Source organism: Marinobacter sp. C1S70 (genome assembly GCF_000475355.1).
Lineage (GTDB): Bacteria > Pseudomonadota > Gammaproteobacteria > Pseudomonadales > Oleiphilaceae > Marinobacter > Marinobacter nauticus.
Window position 1 is genome coordinate 1 of record NZ_AXBW01000095.1, and the last position, 22,150, is coordinate 22,150.

The 22,150-nt window shown below is 56.7% G+C and carries 20 protein-coding genes; 14 read left to right on the forward strand and 6 right to left on the reverse strand.

The window, feature by feature from the left end; all coding sequences use genetic code 11:
- The 6 genes from Q669_RS18815 to Q669_RS18840 all read left to right on the forward strand — a co-directional run.
- A partial coding sequence (locus tag Q669_RS18815; protein ID WP_022993479.1) for a type VI secretion system Vgr family protein occupies positions 1-1,558 on the forward strand: 1,558 nt, incomplete at its 5' end.
- Positions 1,555-2,172, forward strand: a complete 618-nt coding sequence (locus Q669_RS18820) for a DUF4123 domain-containing protein (RefSeq protein WP_022993480.1) — start codon at positions 1,555-1,557, stop codon at positions 2,170-2,172. The genes Q669_RS18815 and Q669_RS18820, both read left to right, overlap by 4 nt.
- Positions 2,169-4,832 carry a toxin VasX gene (locus tag Q669_RS18825; protein WP_152525075.1) on the forward strand — a complete coding sequence of 888 codons (2,664 nt, stop codon included), beginning with the start codon at positions 2,169-2,171 and terminating at the stop codon, positions 4,830-4,832. Before Q669_RS18820 ends, Q669_RS18825 begins: the two co-directional genes overlap by 4 nt.
- Positions 4,829-5,845, forward strand: a complete 1,017-nt coding sequence (locus Q669_RS18830) for a hypothetical protein (protein ID WP_141068099.1) — start codon at positions 4,829-4,831, stop codon at positions 5,843-5,845. Before Q669_RS18825 ends, Q669_RS18830 begins: the two co-directional genes overlap by 4 nt.
- Before the next feature lie 146 nt (positions 5,846-5,991).
- The gene (locus Q669_RS18835) at positions 5,992-6,537 is read left to right on the forward strand and encodes a DUF3592 domain-containing protein (protein WP_227499612.1); all 546 of its coding nucleotides are present in this window, start codon (positions 5,992-5,994) and stop codon (positions 6,535-6,537) included.
- Positions 6,538-6,570: 33 nt separating this feature from the next.
- Entirely contained in the window at positions 6,571-7,269 is a 699-nt protein-coding gene (locus tag Q669_RS18840; protein WP_022993484.1) for a DUF3592 domain-containing protein, read from the forward strand.
- 12 nt (positions 7,270-7,281) lie between these two features.
- On the opposite strand, the gene Q669_RS18845 is transcribed toward Q669_RS18840, so the two are convergent.
- On the reverse strand, positions 7,282-7,668 hold the full coding sequence (locus Q669_RS18845) for a thiol-disulfide oxidoreductase DCC family protein (protein WP_022993485.1): 387 nt from the start codon (positions 7,666-7,668) through the stop codon (positions 7,282-7,284).
- Between the two features lie 201 nt (positions 7,669-7,869).
- On the opposite strand from Q669_RS18845, the gene Q669_RS18850 reads away from it, so the two are divergent.
- The 3 genes from Q669_RS18850 (at position 7,870) to Q669_RS18860 (ending at position 11,270) form a co-directional block, all read left to right on the forward strand.
- Positions 7,870-8,970 (forward strand): AI-2E family transporter, encoded by a 1,101-nt coding sequence (locus tag Q669_RS18850; RefSeq protein ID WP_022993486.1) that lies wholly within the window; start codon positions 7,870-7,872, stop codon positions 8,968-8,970.
- Between the two features lie 105 nt (positions 8,971-9,075).
- Positions 9,076-10,218, forward strand: a complete 1,143-nt coding sequence (locus Q669_RS18855) for a zinc-binding dehydrogenase (RefSeq protein WP_036150027.1) — start codon at positions 9,076-9,078, stop codon at positions 10,216-10,218.
- Positions 10,218-11,270: a proline racemase family protein gene (locus tag Q669_RS18860; RefSeq protein ID WP_022993488.1), complete on the forward strand. Its 1,053-nt coding sequence runs from the start codon at positions 10,218-10,220 to the stop codon at positions 11,268-11,270. The genes Q669_RS18855 and Q669_RS18860 overlap by 1 nt, the downstream gene beginning before the upstream one ends.
- Here the strand turns inward: Q669_RS18860 and Q669_RS18865 are convergent.
- From Q669_RS18865 to Q669_RS18885, 5 genes are all read right to left on the reverse strand, one after another.
- Positions 11,257-12,078 carry an ABC transporter permease subunit gene (locus Q669_RS18865; RefSeq protein WP_036150028.1) on the reverse strand — a complete coding sequence of 274 codons (822 nt, stop codon included), beginning with the start codon at positions 12,076-12,078 and terminating at the stop codon, positions 11,257-11,259. The genes Q669_RS18860 and Q669_RS18865 overlap by 14 nt on opposite strands.
- On the reverse strand, positions 12,071-13,000 hold the full coding sequence (locus tag Q669_RS18870) for an ABC transporter permease subunit (RefSeq protein WP_022993490.1): 930 nt from the start codon (positions 12,998-13,000) through the stop codon (positions 12,071-12,073). The genes Q669_RS18865 and Q669_RS18870 overlap by 8 nt, the downstream gene beginning before the upstream one ends.
- Before the next feature lie 4 nt (positions 13,001-13,004).
- On the reverse strand, positions 13,005-14,117 hold the full coding sequence (gene potA / locus Q669_RS18875; protein WP_227501152.1) for a polyamine ABC transporter ATP-binding protein: 1,113 nt from the start codon (positions 14,115-14,117) through the stop codon (positions 13,005-13,007).
- 8 nt (positions 14,118-14,125) lie between these two features.
- Positions 14,126-15,232, reverse strand: a complete 1,107-nt coding sequence (locus Q669_RS18880) for a polyamine ABC transporter substrate-binding protein (RefSeq protein WP_036150029.1) — start codon at positions 15,230-15,232, stop codon at positions 14,126-14,128.
- A 259-nt stretch (positions 15,233-15,491) separates the two neighbouring features.
- A complete protein-coding gene (locus Q669_RS18885) occupies positions 15,492-16,394 on the reverse strand; it encodes an AraC family transcriptional regulator (RefSeq protein ID WP_022993493.1) in 903 nt (300 codons plus the stop codon).
- Between the two features lie 143 nt (positions 16,395-16,537).
- Here Q669_RS18885 and Q669_RS18890 point away from each other — a divergent pair, with 143 nt between their 5' ends.
- The 5 genes from Q669_RS18890 to mmsB all read left to right on the forward strand — a co-directional run bounded on the left by Q669_RS18890 (position 16,538) and on the right by mmsB (position 22,125).
- On the forward strand, positions 16,538-18,031 hold the full coding sequence (locus Q669_RS18890; RefSeq protein ID WP_014420862.1) for a CoA-acylating methylmalonate-semialdehyde dehydrogenase: 1,494 nt from the start codon (positions 16,538-16,540) through the stop codon (positions 18,029-18,031).
- Between the two features lie 98 nt (positions 18,032-18,129).
- Positions 18,130-19,296, forward strand: coding sequence for an acyl-CoA dehydrogenase family protein (locus tag Q669_RS18895; protein WP_022993494.1), 1,167 nt, complete (start codon positions 18,130-18,132; stop codon positions 19,294-19,296).
- A gap of 28 nt (positions 19,297-19,324) precedes the next feature.
- Positions 19,325-20,104 carry an enoyl-CoA hydratase gene (locus tag Q669_RS18900; RefSeq protein ID WP_022993495.1) on the forward strand — a complete coding sequence of 260 codons (780 nt, stop codon included), beginning with the start codon at positions 19,325-19,327 and terminating at the stop codon, positions 20,102-20,104.
- Between the two features lie 12 nt (positions 20,105-20,116).
- Entirely contained in the window at positions 20,117-21,190 is a 1,074-nt protein-coding gene (locus Q669_RS18905; RefSeq protein WP_022993496.1) for an enoyl-CoA hydratase/isomerase family protein, read from the forward strand.
- A gap of 47 nt (positions 21,191-21,237) precedes the next feature.
- On the forward strand, positions 21,238-22,125 hold the full coding sequence (gene mmsB / locus Q669_RS18910) for a 3-hydroxyisobutyrate dehydrogenase (RefSeq protein WP_022993497.1): 888 nt from the start codon (positions 21,238-21,240) through the stop codon (positions 22,123-22,125).
- Positions 22,126-22,150: the final 25 nt, after the last annotated feature.

A 22,150-nucleotide genomic window follows, 5' to 3' on the forward strand; every position in this document is an offset into this window, starting at 1 on the left:
CGCCCCGAAACTGGACCCGGTTACCTGCAACACCAAAGCCGGTGGCAGCACCAAGCAGGCCTGCGTATTCCAGTTCGCCTACGAAGAGCGGGTCAAAGCCGCCTCCGTGGCCATGAAGGACTACACCTTCAAGAACCCCGCCTACGCCCTGATGCATGAACAAAGTGCCGGCGGTGTTAACCACCGGGAAGACTACCAGCACTACGACTACCCCGGCCGCTACAAAGCCGACGCCAGCGGCCAGCCGTTCACCCAGAACAAACTGGATGCCCTTAGAAACGACGCCGCCATGGCCAACGGCAAAAGCAACCGCCCGGACTTCACCCCCGGCGCCAAAGTGGAACTGCAGGACCACGACAGCCAGACCCTGAACCGGGAATGGCTGCTCACCGCCATCACCCATACCGGCAAACAGCCCCAGGCCCTGGAAGAAGAGGGTGGCAGCGAACCCACCAGCTACCACAACACCTTCAGTGCCATCCCGGCCGACAAAACCTGGCGCCCGCTGTGCAACCACAAACCCGTGATGGACGGCCCCCAGATGGCGCTTGTCACCGGCCCTGAGGGTGAAGAAATCCACTGCGACCAGTATGGCCGGGTGAAAGTACGATTCCCGTGGGATAGATACTCGAAGAACGACGAACACAGCAGCGCCTGGCTGCGTGTGGCCCAGGGCTGGGCCGGTGGCCAATACGGCTTCATGGCCTTGCCCAGAATCGGCCACGAAGTGATCGTGTCTTTCCTCGACGGCGACCCGGACCAGCCCATCATCACCGGACGAACCTACCACGCCACCAACACACCGCCGTACGCGCTGCCGGAACACAAAACCCGCACTACCCTGAAAACCAAAACCCACAAGGGTGAGGGCAGCAACGAACTGCGGTTTGAAGACGAAGCCGGCGAAGAACAAATCTACGTGCACGCCCAGAAAGACCTGGACCTGCTCACCGAGAACAACCGCACCGAAGTCATCAAGAACGACAGCCACCTGACGGTGGAAAACAACCGTTTCAGCCACACCAAAGGCAACCGCCACCACACCACAGATGGCGAACATCGCGAGAGCATCGGCGCCGACTACAGCCTCACCGTAAACGGCAGCCACCACAGCAAGCAGGGCAAAAACCAGCTGGTGGAAGCCGGCACCGAAATCCATCACAAGGCGGGCATGAAAATCGTGATCGAAGCCGGGGCTGAGGTGACGCTTAAGGCCGGTGGCAGCTTTGTGAAGGTAGACCCGAGTGGGGTGACGGTGTCAGGGCCTTTGGTGCGGATGAATTCAGGGGGTGGGCCCGGGAGTGGTAGTGGGGTTGGGGTTACGGGGCCGTTGTTGCCAAATGTGGTGACTCATGATGCTTTATCTGAGCAGCCAGTCTCAACACTTCCCCATGCCGAGACACGGCATTCCGGTGATACTCAGTCTGTAAACGCGGACCAGCTGCGACCGACTGAGGCTGACCTGAAACAGGCCGCAAGTTTCAGAAATGCAGCGAGAAACGAAGAAACTTTTTCGGAGGTTTGCTCTGTGAGATCGAACCAGAGGATTTCTTCATGACGCTGCAGAGTTCGAGCATTCAAGGAAGCCTGTCGCCTTCCGACAAAAAAATGTTCATGTTGTTTGATGGAGCGATCGCGGGTGGCCTGCGAAGTTTGTATGAAGAGAGACTGGATGTATGCCCTTTAATGGTACTTAAAGACGGCGTTTTCGATGGCGTATCAGCATTAGGGCCGATGATTGCTGATTTTGGAGCGAGCATAGTGCTCAAAGAGCTGTGGGCAAAGAACCATCCCTTAGTCGCGAGGGCTTCGGTGTTGCATACGTCTTATGATGAGTCAGCATTATTGGACTTTATGCGGTCTAGGGTTCAGGTGATGATGCCGGAGGGGCACGCTGTCTGGCTGAGGATTGGTGATGCCAAGGTAGTCTCGAGACTAGCTGGAGTCGACGGTCGTTTACCCGCTCATTTTTGGTCTGGCATTAACAGCATCTTTTTCCGTTCAAGTGATGGATCGATGACTCAGTATCGCCCTTCACCTTCCAGAATGAGTGACGAACAAAAGGAAGGACAATTCGCGTCTAATCTGGTGGCCCCATGCTTTCAATTTAGCTTGGATTTGCTGGCCGCTCTGGATTCTTCTGCGGATAACCAACACAGGGACGTGTTATGACTTATTGCGCAACTTGCCCACTAATGACGGCTTTTCTACCCCTTCGATACGCCATCGGCCCTATGCGCTATGAGGGAGAGCTCTTAGCTGGGCTGGAATTGCCCGATTTGCCGGACCTGTTTCCTAATATTGATCGTTATACTGATCTTCAGGATCGGAATCTTGGACTCGTTCCTCGATTTCTGAGAGATGGCTGGTTGTATGTCTGGAGCGAGTTCGAAGGGAGGTTAATCGAGTATTCGGTTAATGATTCCCTGCTTCAGGAGACGACCCGAGGTGGAGAGGTCGTTGATCATCGCGGCAATGTCTACTTGTCTTTACCCTCTGGTGAACCTGCTGATGTCGCCTGGAGTGAGAATCAATGGTCTGACGCTCATTTCGAAATGATTGTGAATGAACCGGGTCAGCGCAGCAAGTTTATGCGCAGGATTGTGCCAGGAGGTTCACCGAACACTCAGTTGCTTGATGAAAAGACCTTTTATGCCTTGCCAGAAGTTACCTCCATTGAGGAGTTTGACTGGACTGGCCTGGCCCCAACCATTCCCCACTGGCCTCGGTTGGAGCGTTCTACCCGGCGATTTGACCAGCGCGTGATGGGGATAGTGGACGATCCATGGGGCGTTACCGAAGATCTGGCCGCATTGGTTCGTCTGACTCACGATAACCAGGAGAGGTTAAGAGCCAGATTCGGTGGAGAGTGGAGTTTGGCGAAGACGATCAAGGATCTTTATGAGACTGATCGCCAGCTTGAAGCGAAACTTCCTGAACTTGTAGATCTGCCGAAATTACAGAGAGTGTGGCGGGAATCGGATGAGTCTCAGTCACATTTTGAAGACGTTGTTGCTGGGCTCCTTGATTCCTGGGTCCTATGGATGGATACCATCGAATGTGCGAATGGCCCTGAAACCCTCGCAAGTTCATGCGAGAGCCTGGATCTGGCTAAAGAAGATCATCACACCATTCTGCAGGAAAAATTCGGACTTGCTTTGCTTGGTCCATCTTATTTTAGTAAAGGGGCCGGGGCTATAGGCCGCCTAGCCGCAGTTCAGGGGGAGGGGACTCGCTGGTTCTGGAATGCGTTGCTTGGGATAAGAGAGCGTGTATCACTCGGCGACGTCGAGAAGCTAGTATCAATTGGCGATATGGCTAACGATTCTGTTGAAGACCTATCCAAAGCTGCCACGGCTGTCGTTGCCGCCATAAACTCTAAGGTGTCGGGTTTAGTGGGGCGGGCACCAATTCCATCGGCTTTGCCCACACAAATACTTTTCAACGCAATTTCGCCTGCAGCCGCAGTTGAATTGAGAGGATTCCCGCATCGAATCTCACTTTTAGGCAGTGGTTTTTTGGTGTCTGGATTGGCACGAACAGGGCAGTCCTTGGCGGTGGAAAGTGTAAGTGCTGTTCAATCGAATCAGTGGCTGAGTGAGGCGGCGCGAGAAGGAGTAAATAGCAACATACCTCGCAGTCAATTGCATGCTGAGGTGCCTAGCGTACCTGTTATTCGGGCAATTGCTGCCAATTCGGGAAAATACTATAACGGTAATCCCTATGGTCTGATGGATGGATTGGTCAAGGCCCCGTTGCGATCAGTTTTGGTTGTTTTGACTGGAATTAACATGGTCTCTGCAAACAGTGCCTTGGGTGTTGGTGCCGACCGTGATTTGCAAGGTTTTGCTAGAGCGTTTGGTGGTGTAACCGGCTTTGCCGCAGCGTTTATGTCGCTGCAACATAAGATTGCAGAGCTGAATTGGAGGGAGGGATTGTCAAGATCTATTAATCCCGAGGCACTAAGTCATGGGGTTGGAGCTGCCGCGGCATTTGCTTCTGCTCTTACCGCAGCCTTCGATATTGTTATTTTTGGCGTGCAGGCGGTTGAGTCTTATCGCGCCGGAGATTTTGATACCGCCGCCGTTGAAGTTGGTTTGGTTGGTATTTCTTCAGGACAGCTGGCGTTAGGGGTACGAGCTTTCAGGGCATATAGAGAAGCTAGAGCTGTAGCGTTAGGTCTGCAAACTGCTTCTGCAGTTAGAGGATTGTCTAGACTGGGAGGATGGTTTACTGCATTGTCACTTGGTTTAACCGCATCTTTAATTGGTGGATTGGTTGCGCGCTATCATCTTGAAAACACACCGATCGAGCGTTGGCTAGCAAATACTCGTTTTGGTGTAAAACCTGCTGCTTGGGCTGGTAATTACAGGAACGAAATGGGGCGGCTGTATGTGGTTGTTTTTCCGGTTAAATTCAGGCTTGAGAGAGTGCCTCGGTTAAACCCGCATGAAACGCATATTCAGGATTGTTGGTTGATATTGGAGTTGGTTGGACAGAAAAGACTCGAGCCCGACATGATCGAATTTACAGGAAATGAGTTAAGAAATGGTGTTGGATATCGATCCTTGGCATGGCTGGAGGAGAAACTGAGAACAGTATTTGATTCAGAGGAAAAGGAACGAATTTTACAGCCGAATCGAAAAGCCGTTGTGTGGTCAGGTGCTGATTTTTCAATTCATGAGGGCACGAGAATTCACAATGCGGATTCAACCGCTACTTATAGGCGTATCTACCACGATGACGATCAGATATTTGGGCTGCAAGGGCAATTGATATACCGCCCTCAGCCTGGTCTTGAAATGCCTCCGATAGAGGTTGATATCTGGTGATTGAGAATGCAAAAAAACTATTTGATTCGATAGTTAATAAGATAGGGAGCTCATCGAGCGTTCGGGTATTACACAGTGATGCTAGCAGTGGTCATTTGCCATCCAAACCGAGTCTTGTTGAGGCGCAAAATGAGACGTATATGGAGTTAAGAACGGGCAGTGCCGAGAGTAAAGGCATGCTCACTGGCTTTGGTTTTCTTGTAGGCGGGTACGGTGTAGTACTTTTTCTCCTGATCATTGGGTTTGGAAACGCTTTGAGTTCAGATTGGTGGCTTTTGCTGTTCTCAATTCTAGGGATACTAGTGCCGGCGGCTTGGGAGAGCACCCGCCCGCCGTCGCTACCAATCGTATTCAATCGGCGCACACAGGAGATCTATTATGATCTTAAAGGTGAGCTTTACCATGCAGCCTGGGAAGGAATAGAGGCCGTTGCCTATGAATATAGAATGGTTAATCAATACTCTGGGTCTATTGTCCATGGAAACCTGGAAATCGTTCTTCAAAAATTTGGAGACCCCGGTAACCGAGTTGCACTGAACTTGTCGGGTATTTCTGCAGGTAAGCGGCTGCCAACGCTGGTTGGCATCTGGGAATATCTGCGTTGTTTCATGACCATTGGTCCTTGGTTTGATGAGACCGGACGAAAGACGGAATCCAAGAGCCGGTTCGTTGAAGAAACGTTAGAATCTGGGCAAGTTTCATTTCTCGACTTGATTCTGGATTCGAGAACTTTTTTGGGCCAGGAACGAAAGGAAGGCAATGGGGTTTCGGGAAGCACGGTTATCGAATGGATTGGCTCCTATCTTTTGTTTCCGGTGGCATCGGGTATGGAGTTCATACAAAGGGTTGATCGAAAGAGGTCAAGGAAGCACTGGCCTGAAGTCGTCCAAGAACGCCTAAAACCAAACGGACCCACAACCCGCTTGATCGATATAGAAGAAAACTACATGGTGCAAAAACAGAAGGAGCTGGAGGAGCTTCATGAAAGAATGCGCAAAACTCTTCCCCGTTAGGTCTTTTCTTAGCAGAGCCAATCGTTCGTTGAGTTGATAACCAGTCTCAACCCATTAACTAACCTCCCAGCGCCAGAAAAATGCTCAGAAAAAACCACATTGATTGGCCGCTCCTGTGGTCCGCAATAAAAGCTGACCTAGGCATTATGCTAACGATGCTGTGCGTAGGAATAATCACCACCGCTGTGGGTGGTGGCATTTTCTACGTCGACTTTGGCGACTGGGGTGCCATGATTGCGGGAGGTTTCTTCGCATTGATGGGCGCTGGGTTGGTTCTGCTTGCTATCGTCACGACTTACTCGGGCGCCAGCTACCTCTACGGCCAGGCCTTGCTACGGAAGCACGGTGTAGAGGTGGACGGCGTACTGACCAAAAAAGAAGCGGATTGTCAGTTTCATCAGGAATACGACCATCGAAATGAGCCACAGGGGGAAGGGCATTATCAGTGTAACCTTCTGATTGAGTTTGATTTTCAGTTTGATGGCCAAAATCACAGTGGGGCCTTCTATCTGAGTAAGCTGGCGACGTTCGACAAGTTGCAGGAGGGTGACCCGGTGCCCCTTAAGGTTCTCAGGTTTGATCCCTCCGTTCACAAGGTACGAGAGCGGCGTCTGGCAAATATGTTGAAGGGGCGTGAGCCCCAAATGCCTTCTCTCGTTCCCGAAGGGGCCGAAATTGGTCAGCTGGCTTAAGGAAAGAGAACCCAAAACACAAGGATTGAACCATTGAAAACCCTGAATATCCTCAAATACGTCTTCACACTCATTGGCGCCGGTATGCTCGTTGGTGCGGTGATGAGTTACAGCAGTACGGTGTCATTTATCGAGCGAGCTACGGAAGCCACGGGCACGGTCATTGATCTGGAACGTTCTCGTTCCAGCGATTCAACTACCTACTATCCGGTGGTCGTTTTCGAGGATATCCGTGGTCGGGAGATCGAGTTCCGGTCGCGCTCCGGCTCAAATCCGCCGTCGTTCAGTCGCGGCGAGCGTGTGTCTGTGTTTTACGAGCCGTCGGCTCCGGAGAGTGCTCGAATCAACAGTTTCTTCTCGCTATGGGGGCTGCCCATGATTCTTGGAGGTATGGGGCTCGTGTTTGGCGCCATTGGCGGCGGGATGCTGTTGTTTGGTTGGAAGAAGAGCCGCTCACAGGCTTACCTGAAAGATCACGGCACCGAGGTGCTCGCAACATTTTCGTCGGTTGAGCAAAACACCAGTCTGACCGTGAACGGTCGTAACCCGTTCCGCATTGTCTGCCAGTGGCAGCACCCGCAAACCGGTGAGCTTCACGTATTCCGAAGCGATAACCTGTGGTTCGATCCGAGCAATCATATTCAACAGGAAACAGTGCCCGTGCTGGTCGATGAGGCCAATCTCAAGCGCTATTGGGTGGATACCTCATTCCTGCCCAAGCTGGCCAGCTAGCAGTCTTTTGCCTCAGGTTCCCGGTGGGCACGAGTTTTCGTGGCCCATCGCACAAGCGTATTTACGCCCATACCGTTTGTCGGCCCAGGTTTCATAAATCCGGCTGGCAATCGGGTGAATCACCGGCCATAGCAGTGGCTTGAACAACCAGCCAAAACGGGTGTGGGACCAGGCCTGCACATTGGCGTGTAATCCCGTTACCCACTCCCCGGTCCAGCTCATCAGATGCAATCGCCGAAGCAGTTGCTCCCGGGAAGGGAGTTGCTGGTTGCACGGGTTTTGTTCGTGAATATCCGCAAAGATCAGGTTGCCGGTCTGCAGTCTTCGCAGGGTGCGTATCTCACGCGCGCACAGGGGGCAGGAGCCATCGTAGAACAGGGTATCGTAGCGCGGTGCCATGGGTTCTCCGCTGTCAGCTGTTTATCCCGAAGGTATACGGTGTGCTGGGCGTGGATGGTTCAGTTTCCTCAAATGCATTTGGTAATTGTTTGATAATGCGGGTGCTTCCTGTAAACGCTACACTGTGTTGCTAATCGCCAGATTGTTGCGCTGGCGAAACTCCTGTGCCCTGAGCGGCACTCCGACAAGGTATAACGGCCCATGGATGACCAGAAGACAGAATCCCCGCAAACGAATGGCACAGGTTCGCGATCGTTCGCGGATCTCTCCACGCCAATCTACGGGTTGTTCATCCTTGGTATTCTGTACACCCTGTATATTGCTCATCAGATTGTTCTCCCGATCATCCTGGCGGTACTGACCAGCCTGTTACTGGCGCCTCTGGTTAAAAAGGCTTACTTGCGCTGGCATTTACCGCGTGTGGTATCCGCATTGGTTCTGGTGCTGGCGGTCCTTGCCGGAATTCTGGGGCTGGGTGCCGCGGTCGCCACGCCAGCTCTGGAGTGGGCCCAGAAGGCTCCGGAGGGACTGTCTCGCCTGTTGGTGGGGGAGAGTGAGATCATGCGCCAGATCGACAAGGTCAGTCAGTCTGCCGAGCAGGTCGAAAAATCGGTTGAAGAGCTTTCCAAAGATCAGGGCACCAAACCCACCACGGTGGTTCTGCAAACCGACTCCTGGCGCAGTCAGTTGATGTCCAAGGCTCGGAACGGCATTGCCGGGCTGGCGCTGGCACTGGCGTTAACCTATTTCCTTTTGGTCAGCGGCGACCGGTTGATTCGCAACTTCGTCAAGCAGTTGCCCCGGTCCCAGCGCAAGACAGTGCTGAGGATCACCCACGATTCCCAGCATCAGATAGCGCAGTATCTGGCGGTACTGGGGTTGTCCAATACGTCTGTCGGCGTGTTGACCGGCCTGATCTGTTGGGCCATCGGCCTGCCAGACCCGGCCGTCTGGGGCCTGATTGCAGGCCTTGCCCGGTTTATTCCGTACCTTGGTAACATGCTTACCATCACCCTGTTGGCCATAGTCTCCGCCATTTCCCTGGACGTGCTCTGGATGATGGTGCTTGCGCCGATCAGCTTCATTGTGCTCACCACGATTGTCGGATTTTTCCTTGAGCCCTGGATTCATGGTTTCCGGATGGCCATCAACCCCGTGATCATCTTTGTTTCGATCTTCTTCTGGGGCTGGTTGTGGGGGCCAGTGGGGGTTCTCCTTGCTGTGCCCTTGATGACGGTTATCCAGGTGGTCCTCAAGCAGATTCCGCGGTTAAGGCCGGTTTATCGGGTAATCGCTCGGTAAACCGTTTGAGTCTAATGGATATCCGTAACAGGCCCTGACACACCCGGTGATCTTTCCTATTCTGTCTGGGTAGTTTATTCACCAGAACAGGAGGGTCTGTTGCCGATGATCCCGTCCTCAATGAAGGCGATGGTTCTGAAAGGCCATGGCGGAATTGATCAGCTCATGTATCAGGATGTACCGGTACCTCAGCCGAGGGAAGGCGAGGTGCTGGTTCAGGTAACTGCCACCGCCAAGAACAACACAGACCGCAAAGCCCGTGAGGGGCTATACCCCACTAAAAAAGGGGAAATGACGTCGTTCCAGATGGGCGGCAAACCTACGCTCACCTTCCCGCGCATTCAGGGGGCCGATATTGTCGGTCGTATTGTTGCTGTGGGCGCGGGTGTCAGTGAACAGCGTATCGGCGAACGCGGCTTGTTGGACTTCAACATCTATGCGGACAACCACACAGACATCAATCTCACGCCGGATTATTACGGGCATGGCGCAGATGGCGGATACGCCGAGTACGTCGCTTTACCGTCTGATCAGTTCCATCACATTCCCAATCCGGACCTGGCCGACGCCGAGCTCGCTTCCATGGGTATGTGTTCTTATCAGACCGCCTACCACATGCTCACCTCCGCCAATATTCAGGCTGGTGAACGCGTGCTGGTTACCGGTGCCAGCGGTGGCGTGGGTACGGCGCTGATTCAGCTCTGCCGGATTATCGGTGCCATTCCCTACGCTCTGAGCCAGAAGGACAAGGCTGATTCATTGCTGAAGCTTGGCTCCGAGGCCGTTCTCGACAGAACCGACATGGATAGCTTTGTCGATCGGGTGAAGGCGGAAACCGGAGGCAAGCCGCTGGACGCGGTCATGGACCTGGTGGGCGGCGACATGACGGACCGTTTCATCGACGCCATGATTTTTGACATGAATGCCCGGAGCACCTATCCGAGGCTGAGTATTGCCGGGGCCAGTGGCGGCAACATCAGCGAAATTCTCTGGACCCGCATCTATCTGTACCAGATGCAGATTTTCGGTGTGTCCCATGGAACCCGGGAAGAGGCAGAGCAGCTGATGAGATGGATCCGGAGTGGTGATTTGAAGCCGGTACTGCACGGTGCTTTCCGGCTGTCTGAGTTGCACCGCGCGGAGGAGTACTTCGTGAACCGAGGCAGCAATTACCTGGGAAAAATCGTGATTGTTCCCGATGCCCAGTGGCAGGAGCACGGGCAACCCTACGAGGTGGAGGCGGACTGATGAAACCGGAACTGACCGTTCAGTTGATGGACACTCACGCCGGTGGTGATGTCAGCCGCATTGTTACCGGCGGCATTGACCTGTTGCCCGGCGACACCGTGCGGGCGCAGATGGAGTACCTCCGGGATGATGCTGACGGCTTGCGCAAACTCCTGCTGGAGGAGCCCTATGGCATTCCCGAAATGTCCGTGGATTTGCTAGTGCCCGCCACCGATCCCCGGGCGGCGGTTGGGTACATCATTATGGAGGTGATGGGATATCCCATCTATTCGGGTTCCAACACCATCTGTACGGCAACGGCGGTCCTGGAGGCTGGCATAGTGCCAAAGCAGGAGGGCAAGCAACATTTCATGCTGGAATCGCCGGCGGGTCTCGTGAATATTGAGGCTATTGTTCACGATGGCGTGGTAGAAGCGGTCACCTGCGAGGGCTTGCCGAGCTACATCCACACCTACAATGCCAGTATTAACGTGCCGGGCATTGGCGAGGTTGGCTACAGTGTGGCCTATAGTGGCGGGTTCTATGCCCTGGTGGATGCAAAATCACTGGGCTTTGACCTGACCCTTGATGAGGAACGGGAGTTGGCCCGCACCGCGCATGCCATTGTCGAGGCCATTCAGGCTGCCCGTGGATTCTCCCACTACACCCTGGGTGATGTCGGGCCCCTGCCATTTCTGCACTTTATGGGGCCGGAAGAAAAAGTGGCCGATGGCTATTTCCGCTCACGATCGGCTACCTACGTCCACCCCGGCGTGATCTGTCGTAGCACTACCGGTACCGGCACCTCGGCCAGGCTTGCGTTGATGAACTACGAAGGCCGAATCCAGCCGGGCGATAAACTGGAAACCGTTTCCCTTCGAGACACCGGTTTTATCGGTGAATTCACCACGGTAGAAACCGAGGGCGAGTATCAGGTGGTCAAGAACAGTATCACTGGCAGGGGTTATGTGATTGCCCGTTCCGACATTGTGGTGAACTGTGACGATCCGATGGTGGAGTGTGATGGGTTGCACCACATACTATCGAGTCGCCACAAATCTAGCGTGGTCTGAGTCTTCGTTTCTCTGCTCGCCGCATCCAGAGCCAGGCGATAAACGCAATCACAGACACCGCCGCGATAATCAGCGTCGCCAGTGCGTTGATCTCCGGTGACACTCCCATACGAACGGAGGAGAACACCACCATTGGCAAGGTGGTGCCTCCCGGACCAGACACAAAGCTGGCAATTACCAGGTCGTCCAGCGACAGGGTAAATGCCAGCAGCCAGCCGGAAACCAGTGCCGGGCCGATTACTGGCAGGGTGATGACAAAGAAGGTTTTCAGAGGCGTGCAGCCCAGATCCATGGCGGCTTCCTCAATGGAACGATCCACTTCTCTAAGGCGCGCACTCACCACCACAGCCACGTAGGCGCTGCAGAAGGTGGTATGGGCAATCCAGATGGTGGCCATGCCACGATCCGTCGGCCAGCCGATCAGTTGGGCCATTTGCACAAACAGCAGCAACAATGACAGGCCGGTGATCACCTCTGGCATTACCAGAGGGGCGGTGATCATGCTGGACAGCAACGTACGCCCGCGCATCTTCTTGAACCGGGTGATTACGAACGCGCACAGGGTGCCCAAACACACCGCCATGCTGGCGGAATAGAAGGCAATGCGCAGGCTCATCCACACCGCCGACAGGATCTGTTCGTTGGCGAGCAAGGCGCCGTACCATTTGGTGGAGAACCCGGCCCATACCGATACCAACCGTGAGGCGTTGAACGAGTATACGATCAGCACCACCATGGGCAGATACAGGAACAGCATGCCCAGCATCAGCATGGTCTTCGAGAAACTTGGGGCTTTTAACCTAACCATTCTTTTCCATCTCCCGGGCCTGGAAGCGGTGGAACAACACAATGGGTACCAGCAGCAGCGCCAGCATTACGATTGCCAGCGCAGAGGCCACCGGCCAGTCTCGGTTGTTGAAGAACTCTTCCCAGAGCACCTTGCCGATCATCAGGGTATCCGGACCACCCAGCAGTTCCGGAATCACGAATTCGCCCACGGCTGGAATGAACACCAGCATGGAGCCAGCCAGGATTCCGGCCCTGGACAACGGCAGGGTAATGGCCCAGAAGGTGGTCAGGCTGCGGCAGCCCAGATCCGACGCCGCTTCCAGCAGGCGTATGTCCAGCTTCACCAGATTGGTGTAGATGGGCAGGATCATGAACGGCAGGTAGGCGTAGACGATGCCCAGAATCACCGCGAAGTTGGTGTTCAGCATTTTCAGCGGCGCATCGATCAGCCCCAGCCACATCAGGAACGTGTTCAGCAGGCCCTGGTTACCCAGAATGCCCATCCACGCATACACGCGGATCAGGAACGAGGTCCAGGACGGCAGCATCACCATCAGCAGGAACACCAGTTGCCAGTGCTTCGGCGCCCGGGCCATGGCGTAGGCCATGGGGTAGCCGATCAGCAGGCAGAACAGGGTTGCCAGAAACGCGGTTTTCACCGAGCCCCAATAGGCGGCAATGTAGAGGCTGTCGGAAGCCAGGAACAGGTAATTGCCAAAGTTCACCACCACCGAGAGGGTATTCTCCACCCATCGGAACACCGGCTCGTAGGGCGGAATGGCCATTACCGCCGAGGTCAGGCTGATTTTCAACACCAGCGCAAACGGCAGCAGGAAGAACAGCAGCAACCAGGCGAACGGCACGCCAAACACCACCCGGCGATGGAATACCACCGTACGCACCCGCTCCGCGAAGGCGGTTGCCAGAAGCTTCTTGGTCATGGCGTCAGTTCCAGAGCAGGATAGGGCTGGAGGCTTCCCAGGATACATAGACCCGGTCGCCCCAGGTGGGCCGCTCACCACGGCGTTCCACATTGGCCATGGTGGCCTGCACCCGTTTGCCGCTGGCGAGCTTCACGTAGTAAGACGTGATGTCACCCAGGTAAGCAATGTTGTCCACCGTGCCGCAGCTCCAGTTGCTATCGCCTTCGGGCTTCTCGGTCGTCAGGTAGATTTTCTCCGGGCGCAAGGCAATTAGGGTTTCCGTGGTTTCCGCGGGCGTGGTTACACCCCGGTCAATAAACACCGGTCCGTCCAGCAGGTCGCTGGTGAGCGAGATGCTGTCGGAGTTGTCTTCCAGGATGTTCGCCTCGAAGATATTCACGGAGCCGATGAACTCCGCCGTCATGCGGCTGTTCGGGCTTTCGTAGATATCAATGGGCGAGCCGACCTGGGCAATCCGGCCGTAAGACATGATGGCAATGCGGCTGGCCATGGTCATGGCTTCTTCCTGGTCGTGGGTCACCATCAGGCAGGTCACGCCCACCTTCTCTAGGATATCCACCAGCTCCAACTGCATTTCCGTGCGCAGTTTCTTGTCCAGCGCGCCCATAGGCTCGTCCAGCAACAACAGTTTCGGGCGTTTGGCCAGGGAGCGGGCCAAGGCTACACGTTGTTGTTGGCCACCGGAAAGCTGCTGGGGCCGGCGCTTGCCGTAGGCTTCCATTTTTACCAGCTTGAGCATGGCCGCCACCCGGTCGGCGATTTCGCTTTTCGGAAGTTTGTCCTGTTTCAGGCCCATGGCGATGTTCTGCTCCACGGTCATGTGCGGGAACAGGGCGTAGGACTGGAACATCATGTTGGTGGGTCGCAGGTACGGGGGCAGGGCCGTGATGTCATGGCCGTCCAGCACGATGCGACCGGAATCCGGGGTTTCGAAGCCCGCCAGCATACGCAGCAGGGTGGACTTGCCGGAGCCGGAACCACCCAGCAGGGCGAAGATTTCACCCTTGTGGATGTCCAGGCTGACGTCGTCCACCGCCAGGGTGCTGTCAAAGCCCTTGGAGATACCTTTGATGCTGAGGAGCACCTCCGCTTGCGCGGAGGTGTTGTTGGTCACGGCCACCGTCAGCGACCGGATTTCACGCTGGTCCAGGTGCGGGTCATCAGGCGTTGGGCGTCCTGGGGCCGACCTTCCATGATGTACAGCTTCTTCATCACCTCGTCGGTGGGGTAGATGCTGGTGTCATTGAGGATTTCCGGGTCCACAAACTCGTCGGCCGCCTTGTTCGGGTTGGCGTACCACACGTAGTTGGTGACATCGGCGATGATTTCCGGGCGCATCAGGAAGTTCATCAGCTTGTGGGCGTTCTCCACATTCGGCGCGCCGGCCGGAATGGTCATCATGTCAAACCACAGCACCGCGCCCTCTTTGGGAATGGTGTAGCGGATGACGTTGCCGTTCTCGGCTTCTTCCGCGCGGGCAGCGGCCTGCAGGATGTCGCCGGAGTAGCCGGCGGCCACGCACAGGTCGCCGTTAGCCAGATCGCCAATGTAACGGGAAGAGTGGAAATAGGTGATGTTCGGGCGCACAGCCTTGATCACTTCACCGCCTTTTTTGATGTCGTCGGCGTTGTTGCTGTTCGGGTCCAGGCCGATGTAGGCCATGGCGGCACGCACCATTTCTTCACCGGAATCCAGCATGGCAATGCCACAGCCGCCGGCGGCCAGCTTGCCGGTCACTTCCGGGTCAAACACCAGAGCCCAGGAGTCGGTCGGTGCTGTGTCACCCAGAATCTCCTGAATGCGGCCTTCGTTGTAGCCATAACCGTTGGTGCCCCACAGGTACGGCAGGGAGAACTGGCTGCCCGGGTCGACCTTTTCCAGCTGGGTCATCAGGTCCTGGTTCAGGTTGGTCATGTTTGGCAGTTGGCCATGGTCCAGCGCGACAAAGGCTTTGGCAGAAATCTGCTTGGCCACGTAGTGGTTGGACGGCACAACCAGGTCGTAGCCCGAACGGCCAGACAACAGGGCTGCTTCCAGCACTTCGTTGCTGTCGTAAACGTCGTAAACAACTTTGATGCCGGTTTCCGCGGTGAACTTCGCCAGGGTGTCCTCGGCGATGTAATCAGACCAGTTGTAGACACGCACTTCTCCGGCTGCAAAAACCGAAGAGGCACCCAGAGACATAGCAACAGCGGCGGCAAGCGCCTGTGGCTTACACAACTTCAACATTGGATGGTGTCCCTCACTGAAAAGGGATGGATACAAAGCGTGCAGGACGCACGCGGTGTTGTGCAGGTCTGCTGAGGGTGGCCGGAGGTGGCAGGTGTTTGTGAAAACACCGGGGTGCCGCCTTTTGACTCCTTTGAGGCTTATCCTGGAAACGGTGGTGGGGAATCCGACCGTATTCGCGCGATATTTATCACGAGAATACCGGTGGCGCTACAAAAATTTTTACGGGACAGGTTGATGTTTATGCGTATGCCGGGTCTCAGTGCCGCGCTGTGTGGCGGTAATCCGTGGGCGACTTCCCCATCACTTTTTTGAACAGTCGAGAGAAGTAATAGGCATCGTCATAGCCCAGTTGCCGGCTGATGTCGGCGAAGCTCTGGCTGGTGGTATCCAGCAACTCACAGGCCCGTTCCACTTTGAGATGCAGGAAGTGCTGGATTGGCGAGGTGCCGGTCTGTTCCCGATACCGGGTGGCGAAGTGAGCCGGCGACAGGCCGGAAAGCTCGGCCAGTTGGTTCAGGGTCAGGCGTTCCTCCAGATGCTCCCGCATGAAGCTGTGCAAGGAGTCCAGCTCGGCCTGCCGGGCCTGGCTGGTTTCGTCGGCGTTGATGGGCACGGCGGCCAGCAACTGTCGTAGCCGATTGCTGGCGTGGATCAACCCACGGGCCCGGAAGCCCGTCTGCCGCACCGACAGCAGGCCGTTGAAATCCACCAGTAACCGGGGCTGTCTGCCCAGATGCCGGATGCGGGTGCTGTCATCAAAGCCCATGTACTGGCCGAAGTCTTCGGCCAGGGGGCCGGTATAGTGAACCCAGTGAATGGTCCAGGGGTTGTCCGGGTCGGCGGTGTACCGATGGCTGGCGCCGGCGGGCAGTAGCAGGAGGTCGCCGGCCTCGACTGTGTGGGGCACGCCGGCGACGTTCAGAAAGGCCTTGCCGTCTGTGCAATAGATCAAAAGATTATCACGGTGGTGTTCCCTATGCATGTGATGCCCGGCCGCTCTCCGATAATGCCCGAAGGCAAGTGGATACAGCTCCCGGGTGAGCGGATGTGCCGCCAAAAGCCGCACAATAGGCTCTGGCACCACATAGCGAACACTGTCGGCTGGCACGGGCCACTGTGAGGTTTGTGTGGCCGGTTTCTTGGCTGGGATCTCAGTCATCGAAAAATAATCCATCATGGGCGAAATTTAGTCAATCACCAACCGTAAATCCGCGTGCTAGTCTTTCTTCAAATCATCGTCGGATCTGCCTTGTTATCGGTAGGCCGGCTCATCCCGGATAACAACAAACAGGGAACATCATCATGAAAAAAGTACCTCAGTTTATTGCAGGGGAATTCGTTCAGAGCCAGACCCAGAACTGGATCGACGTGACCAACCCCGCCACCAACGAAGTGATTGCCCAGGTGCCCTGCGCCACTGCCGACGAGATGCGTCAGGCGATTGATAACGCCAGTGAAGTGTTCAAAAGCTGGAAAGAAACCCCGGTTTCTGAGCGAGCACGGGTGATGCTGCGTTATCAGGCGCTGCTTAAAGAGCATCACGACGAAATCGCCGAGATCCTGTCCCAGGAAACCGGCAAGACCTTCGACGACGCCAAAGGCGATGTCTGGCGCGGCATTGAAGTGGTGGAACACGCCGCCAACGTGGCTTCCCTGATGATGGGCGAGACCGTTGAGAACGTGGCCCGCGAGGTAGATACCCATTCCTGGATCCAGCCTCTGGGGGTGTGTGCCGGCATTACGCCGTTCAACTTCCCGGCCATGATCCCGCTGTGGATGTTCCCCATGGCCATTGCCTGCGGCAACACCTTTATTCTGAAACCGTCCGAGCAGGACCCGCTGACACCAACCCGCCTGGCCGAGCTGTTTGAGCAGGCCGGCGCACCCAAAGGTGTACTGCAGGTGGTTCACGGTGCCAAAGAGCAGGTTGATACCCTGCTGACTGATCCGGCCATCAAGGCCGTATCCTTTGTCGGTTCGGTTCCGGTCGGGCAGTACATCTACGAAACCGGTACCCGCAACATGAAACGGGTGCAGAGCTTCGCCGGCGCCAAGAACCACATGGTGATCATGCCGGATGCGGACAAACAACAAGTGATCAATGCCCTGGTAGGTGCCTCGGTAGGTGCCGCAGGCCAACGCTGTATGGCGATCTCGGTGGCGGTCTTCGTGGGCGCTGCCCAGGAGTGGATTCCGGAGCTGAAAGAGGCCATGGCGAAAGTGCGCCCCGGCGCCTGGAACGATTCCGGTGCCAGCTATGGCCCGGTGATCAGTGCCAAGGCCAAAGACCGCATCGAATCGCTGATCGCCACCGGTGAAGCCCAGGGCGCCAAACTGCTGCTGGACGGCCGTGGCTGCACCGTCGACGGGTTGCCGGAAGGCAACTGGGTAGGGCCGACCCTGTTCAGTGAAGTCACGCCGGACATGGATATCTACAACGAAGAGATCTTTGGCCCGGTGCTGTCCTGCGTCAACGTTGACAGCCTTGGTGATGCCATCGAGCTGATCAACGCCAGCCCGTACGGCAACGGGACTTCCATCTTCACCAGTCATGGCGGCGCGGCGCGTCGGTTCCAGCACGAGATTGATGTGGGCCAGGTGGGTGTGAACATTCCCATTCCGGTGCCCCTGCCGTTCTTCTCGTTCACCGGCTGGAAGGGTTCGTTCTACGGTGATCAGCACGCTTACGGTAAACAGGCGGTGCGCTTCTACACGGAGACGAAAACGGTGACCTCCCGCTGGTTCTCCAGTGAGGCGACCTCATCCGAGGCCAACTTCTCCATCCAGCTTCGTTAATCTCGTTGTCGGTGAGGTTATTGGGCCGGTTCCCCCACCGGCCCCTTTTTCCGCTTCTTCAGTGGAAGCCCCGACCGTAACAACCAAGGAGCCTGACGATGGATTTTAATCTCACTGAAGACCAGCAGGCGTTTCGGGATGCTGCCCGAGCCTTCGCTGAAAAATCCATGGCGCCCCATGCCGCCCAGTGGGACGCCGAGCATATTTTTCCGGTCGATGTCATGAAAGAAGCCGGAGCCATGGGTTTTATGGGCATGTACACGCCCGAATCCCTGGGTGGTATGGGCTTGTCTCGCCTGGATACCTCGGTGATTGTGGAAGAGTTGGCGGCAGCGTGCCCGTCCACCGCCGCCTTCATCACCATCCACAACATGGCCACCTGGATGGTGGCAAGTTTTGCCTCTGATGATCTTCGCCAGGAAATTGTCCCCAGGCTGGCCAGTGGTGAATGGCTGGCTTCGTATTGCCTGACTGAACCCGGTGCCGGCTCCGACGCGGCCAGTCTCCGCACCCGCGCAGTTCGGGACGGTGACAGCTATGTGATCAATGGCAGCAAAATGTTCATCTCCGGCGCGGGCGCAACCGATATTCTGGTTCTGATGGCGCGCACCGGAGACGCCGACAGCGGCTCGAAGGGCATCTCTACCTTCGTGATACCAGCGGATGCCGACGGTGTCTCCTACGGCAAGAATGAGGAAAAGATGGGGTGGCATAGCCAGCCCACGCGCCTGGTTACCCTGGAAGACGTTCGCGTGCCTGCCAGCAATCGGGTGGGTAATGAAGGCGATGGCTTTGCCATTGCGATGAAGGGCCTGGACGGCGGCCGCCTGAATATCGCCACCTGTTCCCTGGGCGGTGCCCAGGCGGCCTTGCTCCGGGCCCGGAATTATATGCACGAGCGCCAGCAGTTTGGTAAGCCGCTGGCGGCCTTCCAGGCGCTGCAGTTCAAGCTGGCGGACATGGTTACCAACCTGGTGGCTGCCCGGCAGATGGTGCGTTTGGGTGCGTTCAAACTCGACAGTGGCGACCCGGAGGCTACGCTGCATTGTGCCATGGCCAAACGATTTGCCACCGACGCCTGCTTTGAGGTGGCCAACGAAGCCCTGCAGCTGCATGGCGGCTACGGTTACATCCGGGAATACCCGCTTGAGCGTTACCTTCGGGATTTGCGGGTACACCAGATTCTGGAAGGCACCAACGAAATCATGCGCCTGATCATTGCCCGCCGGCTGCTGGACGACGGCGTTGCCGAAGCGATCCAGTAACCGGCCACGGACTATAGAGGAATTTGTGATGAGTGAACTGATTCAACTGGAAAAACGCGGCCACATTGCCGTATTGACCATCGCCAATCCGCCGGCCAACACCTGGACGGCCGATTCGCTCGCGGCGCTGAAGGCGACCGTGGAAGAGCTCAACGCCGACCGGGACATCTTCGCGCTGGTGGTGACTGGCCAGGGCGAAAAGTTTTTCTCCGCGGGTGCCGACCTGAAAACCTTCGCCGACGGCGATCGGGCCCGCGCCAACGAGATGGCGCAACGATTCGGCGAAGCGTTCGCAGCGCTGACGGCGTTCCGTGGCGTATCGATTGCCGCCGTAAACGGTTATGCAATGGGTGGTGGCCTGGAATGTGCCATGGCCTGTGATATCCGGATTGCAGAAGAGCATGCCCAGATGGCCCTGCCGGAGGCCAGCGTTGGCTTGCTGCCCTGTGCCGGCGGCACCCAGAACCTGCCCTGGCTGGTGGGTGAGGGTTGGGCCAAACGCATGATTCTGTGTGGTGAACGGGTAACCGCCGCCAAGGCCCTGGAAATCGGATTGGTGGAAGAAGTGGTGCCCACCGGTAACGGATTGGAAACCGCCCTGAAACTGGCCGAAGGCGCCTGCAAGCAGAGCCCGTCGTCCATCGCCCGCTGCAAGCAACTGGTAATGAGCGCCCGCGACGGCCGCAGCCACAGCGACGGCTGGCGCATGGAGCGTGAATTGTTCGTGGAGCTGTTCCATACCGAAGACCAGAAAGAAGGCGTGAATGCGTTTCTTGAGAAGCGCAAGCCCGACTGGAAAAACCGATAACCCGGATTCGCTATGAGTGATCAACCAATCGTATTTGAAGAATGGAAAACCGCTGGTGGTGAGCTGATTGCCGTGGCACGGCTGAACACGCCGCGCAATCTCAACTCACTGTCGATGGATATGATCAGCCTGCTCAAGCCCCAGCTCAGCCGCTGGGCCGAGGATCCCAAGGTTGAGGCTGTCTGGCTGGAAGCCGGGGGCGACAAAGCCTTCTGCGCTGGCGGCGATATTGTTTCGCTGTACCGGGCCATGACCGAGCCGGGCAAGCTGGCGGAGGGCGAGCGCTTCTTTAACGAGGAATATGAGCTGGATTACCAGATCCACACCTACCCGAAGCCCATCGTTTGCTGGGGCAACGGCATCGTGATGGGTGGCGGTATTGGTCTGATGGTGGGTGCTTCTCACCGGGTGGTGACCGAGCACTCGAAGCTCGCCATGCCGGAAGTCAGCATCGGCCTGTACCCGGATATCGGTGCCGGCTGGTTCCTGAACCGCATGCCCATGCGCACGGGCCTGTTTCTGGGACTGACCGGTGCCCGCATGAACGGCGCCGATGCGCTGTTCGTGAACATGGCCGACCGGTTTATCTCCCATGGCCTGAAAGACCAGGTTGTGGAGGCCCTGAAAGCGGCGGATTGGCAACGAGCGGATGCGCAGGCGGTGGTGAGCGCAGTGCTGCGGCAGTTTGAACAGCAGAGCCGTGAGGCTTTACCCGCGTCTCCCGTGCGTGAGCATTTTGAAGACATCCAGCAGGCCACCGATGCCGATTCTCTGGAGCAGGTGGTGGCGCAACTGGACGAGCTGGGGGCTCGGGAAGATTGGCTCGGCAAATCGGTGAAGGGGCTGAAGACCGCGTCTCCGACCTCCCTGGCCCTGATGTGGCAACACTACCACCGCAGCCGCCTGCACAGCCTGAAAGAGGTGCTCGACAACGAGTTGGTGATGTCCCATAACAGCCTGAAAAAAGGTGAATTTGCCGAGGGCATACGGGCATTGCTGATCGACAAGGATATGCAGCCCCGCTGGCGCTATGCCTCACTCAGTGAAGTGGACAGCGCCTGGGTGAACGGATTTTTCAGCCAGTAGTCTGCCTTTGTGCAGCGATGACCCGTACAACAACAAGGAGAAGCAACATGGCCAAGATTACCTTTATCGGCCTGGGCAACATGGGGGCGCCAATGGCGGCCAACCTGCTCAAGGCCGGCCACGACGTTACCGTGTTCGATTTGTCCAAGCCAGCAGTTGAGGCCCTGGTGGCCGAAGGTGCCCGCACGGCGGATTCCGGCAAAGCCGCCGCCGAGGGCGCAGAATGCGTGATCACCATGCTGCCGGCCGGCAAGCATGTGGAGGCGGTCTACCTGGGTGACGATGGCCTGCTGACTGCATTGCCAGCCGGCACGCTGGTGATCGATTCTTCCACGATTGCCCCGGAAACGGCCCGCAACGTCGCCGAACAGGCGGCTGAGCGAAAGCTTGCGTTTATCGATGCCCCGGTATCCGGAGGTGTGGGTGGTGCCAAAGCCGGCACACTCACCTTCATCTGTGGCGGCGACGCGAGTACCTTCGAGAAAGCCAAGCCGATTCTGGAAGGCATGGGTAAGAATATCTTCCACGCCGGCCCCCATGGTGCCGGGCAGGTGGCCAAGATCTGCAACAACATGCTTTTGGCGATCCTGATGGCCGGCACCAGCGAAGCCCTGGCTCTGGGTGCCAAAAACGGCCTGGACGCTGCCGTGCTCTCGGAAATCATGAAACAAAGCTCTGGCGGTAACTGGGCACTGAACGTCTATAACCCCTGGCCGGGGGTGATGGAGGGTGTACCAGCCTCCCGCGATTATCAGGGCGGTTTCCTGGTGAACCTGATGGCGAAGGATCTGGGTCTGGCGTTCGACAACGCGGTGACCAACCAGGCGTCGATTCCCATGGGCTCCCTGGCCCGAAACCTGTTCCAGCTGCATGCTGGGCAGGGCAACGGAGAGCTGGATTTCTCCAGCATTCTGCGGCTGTACAAACCGGAGTAAGCAGGCGAGGGCGATGGCAGGTCGC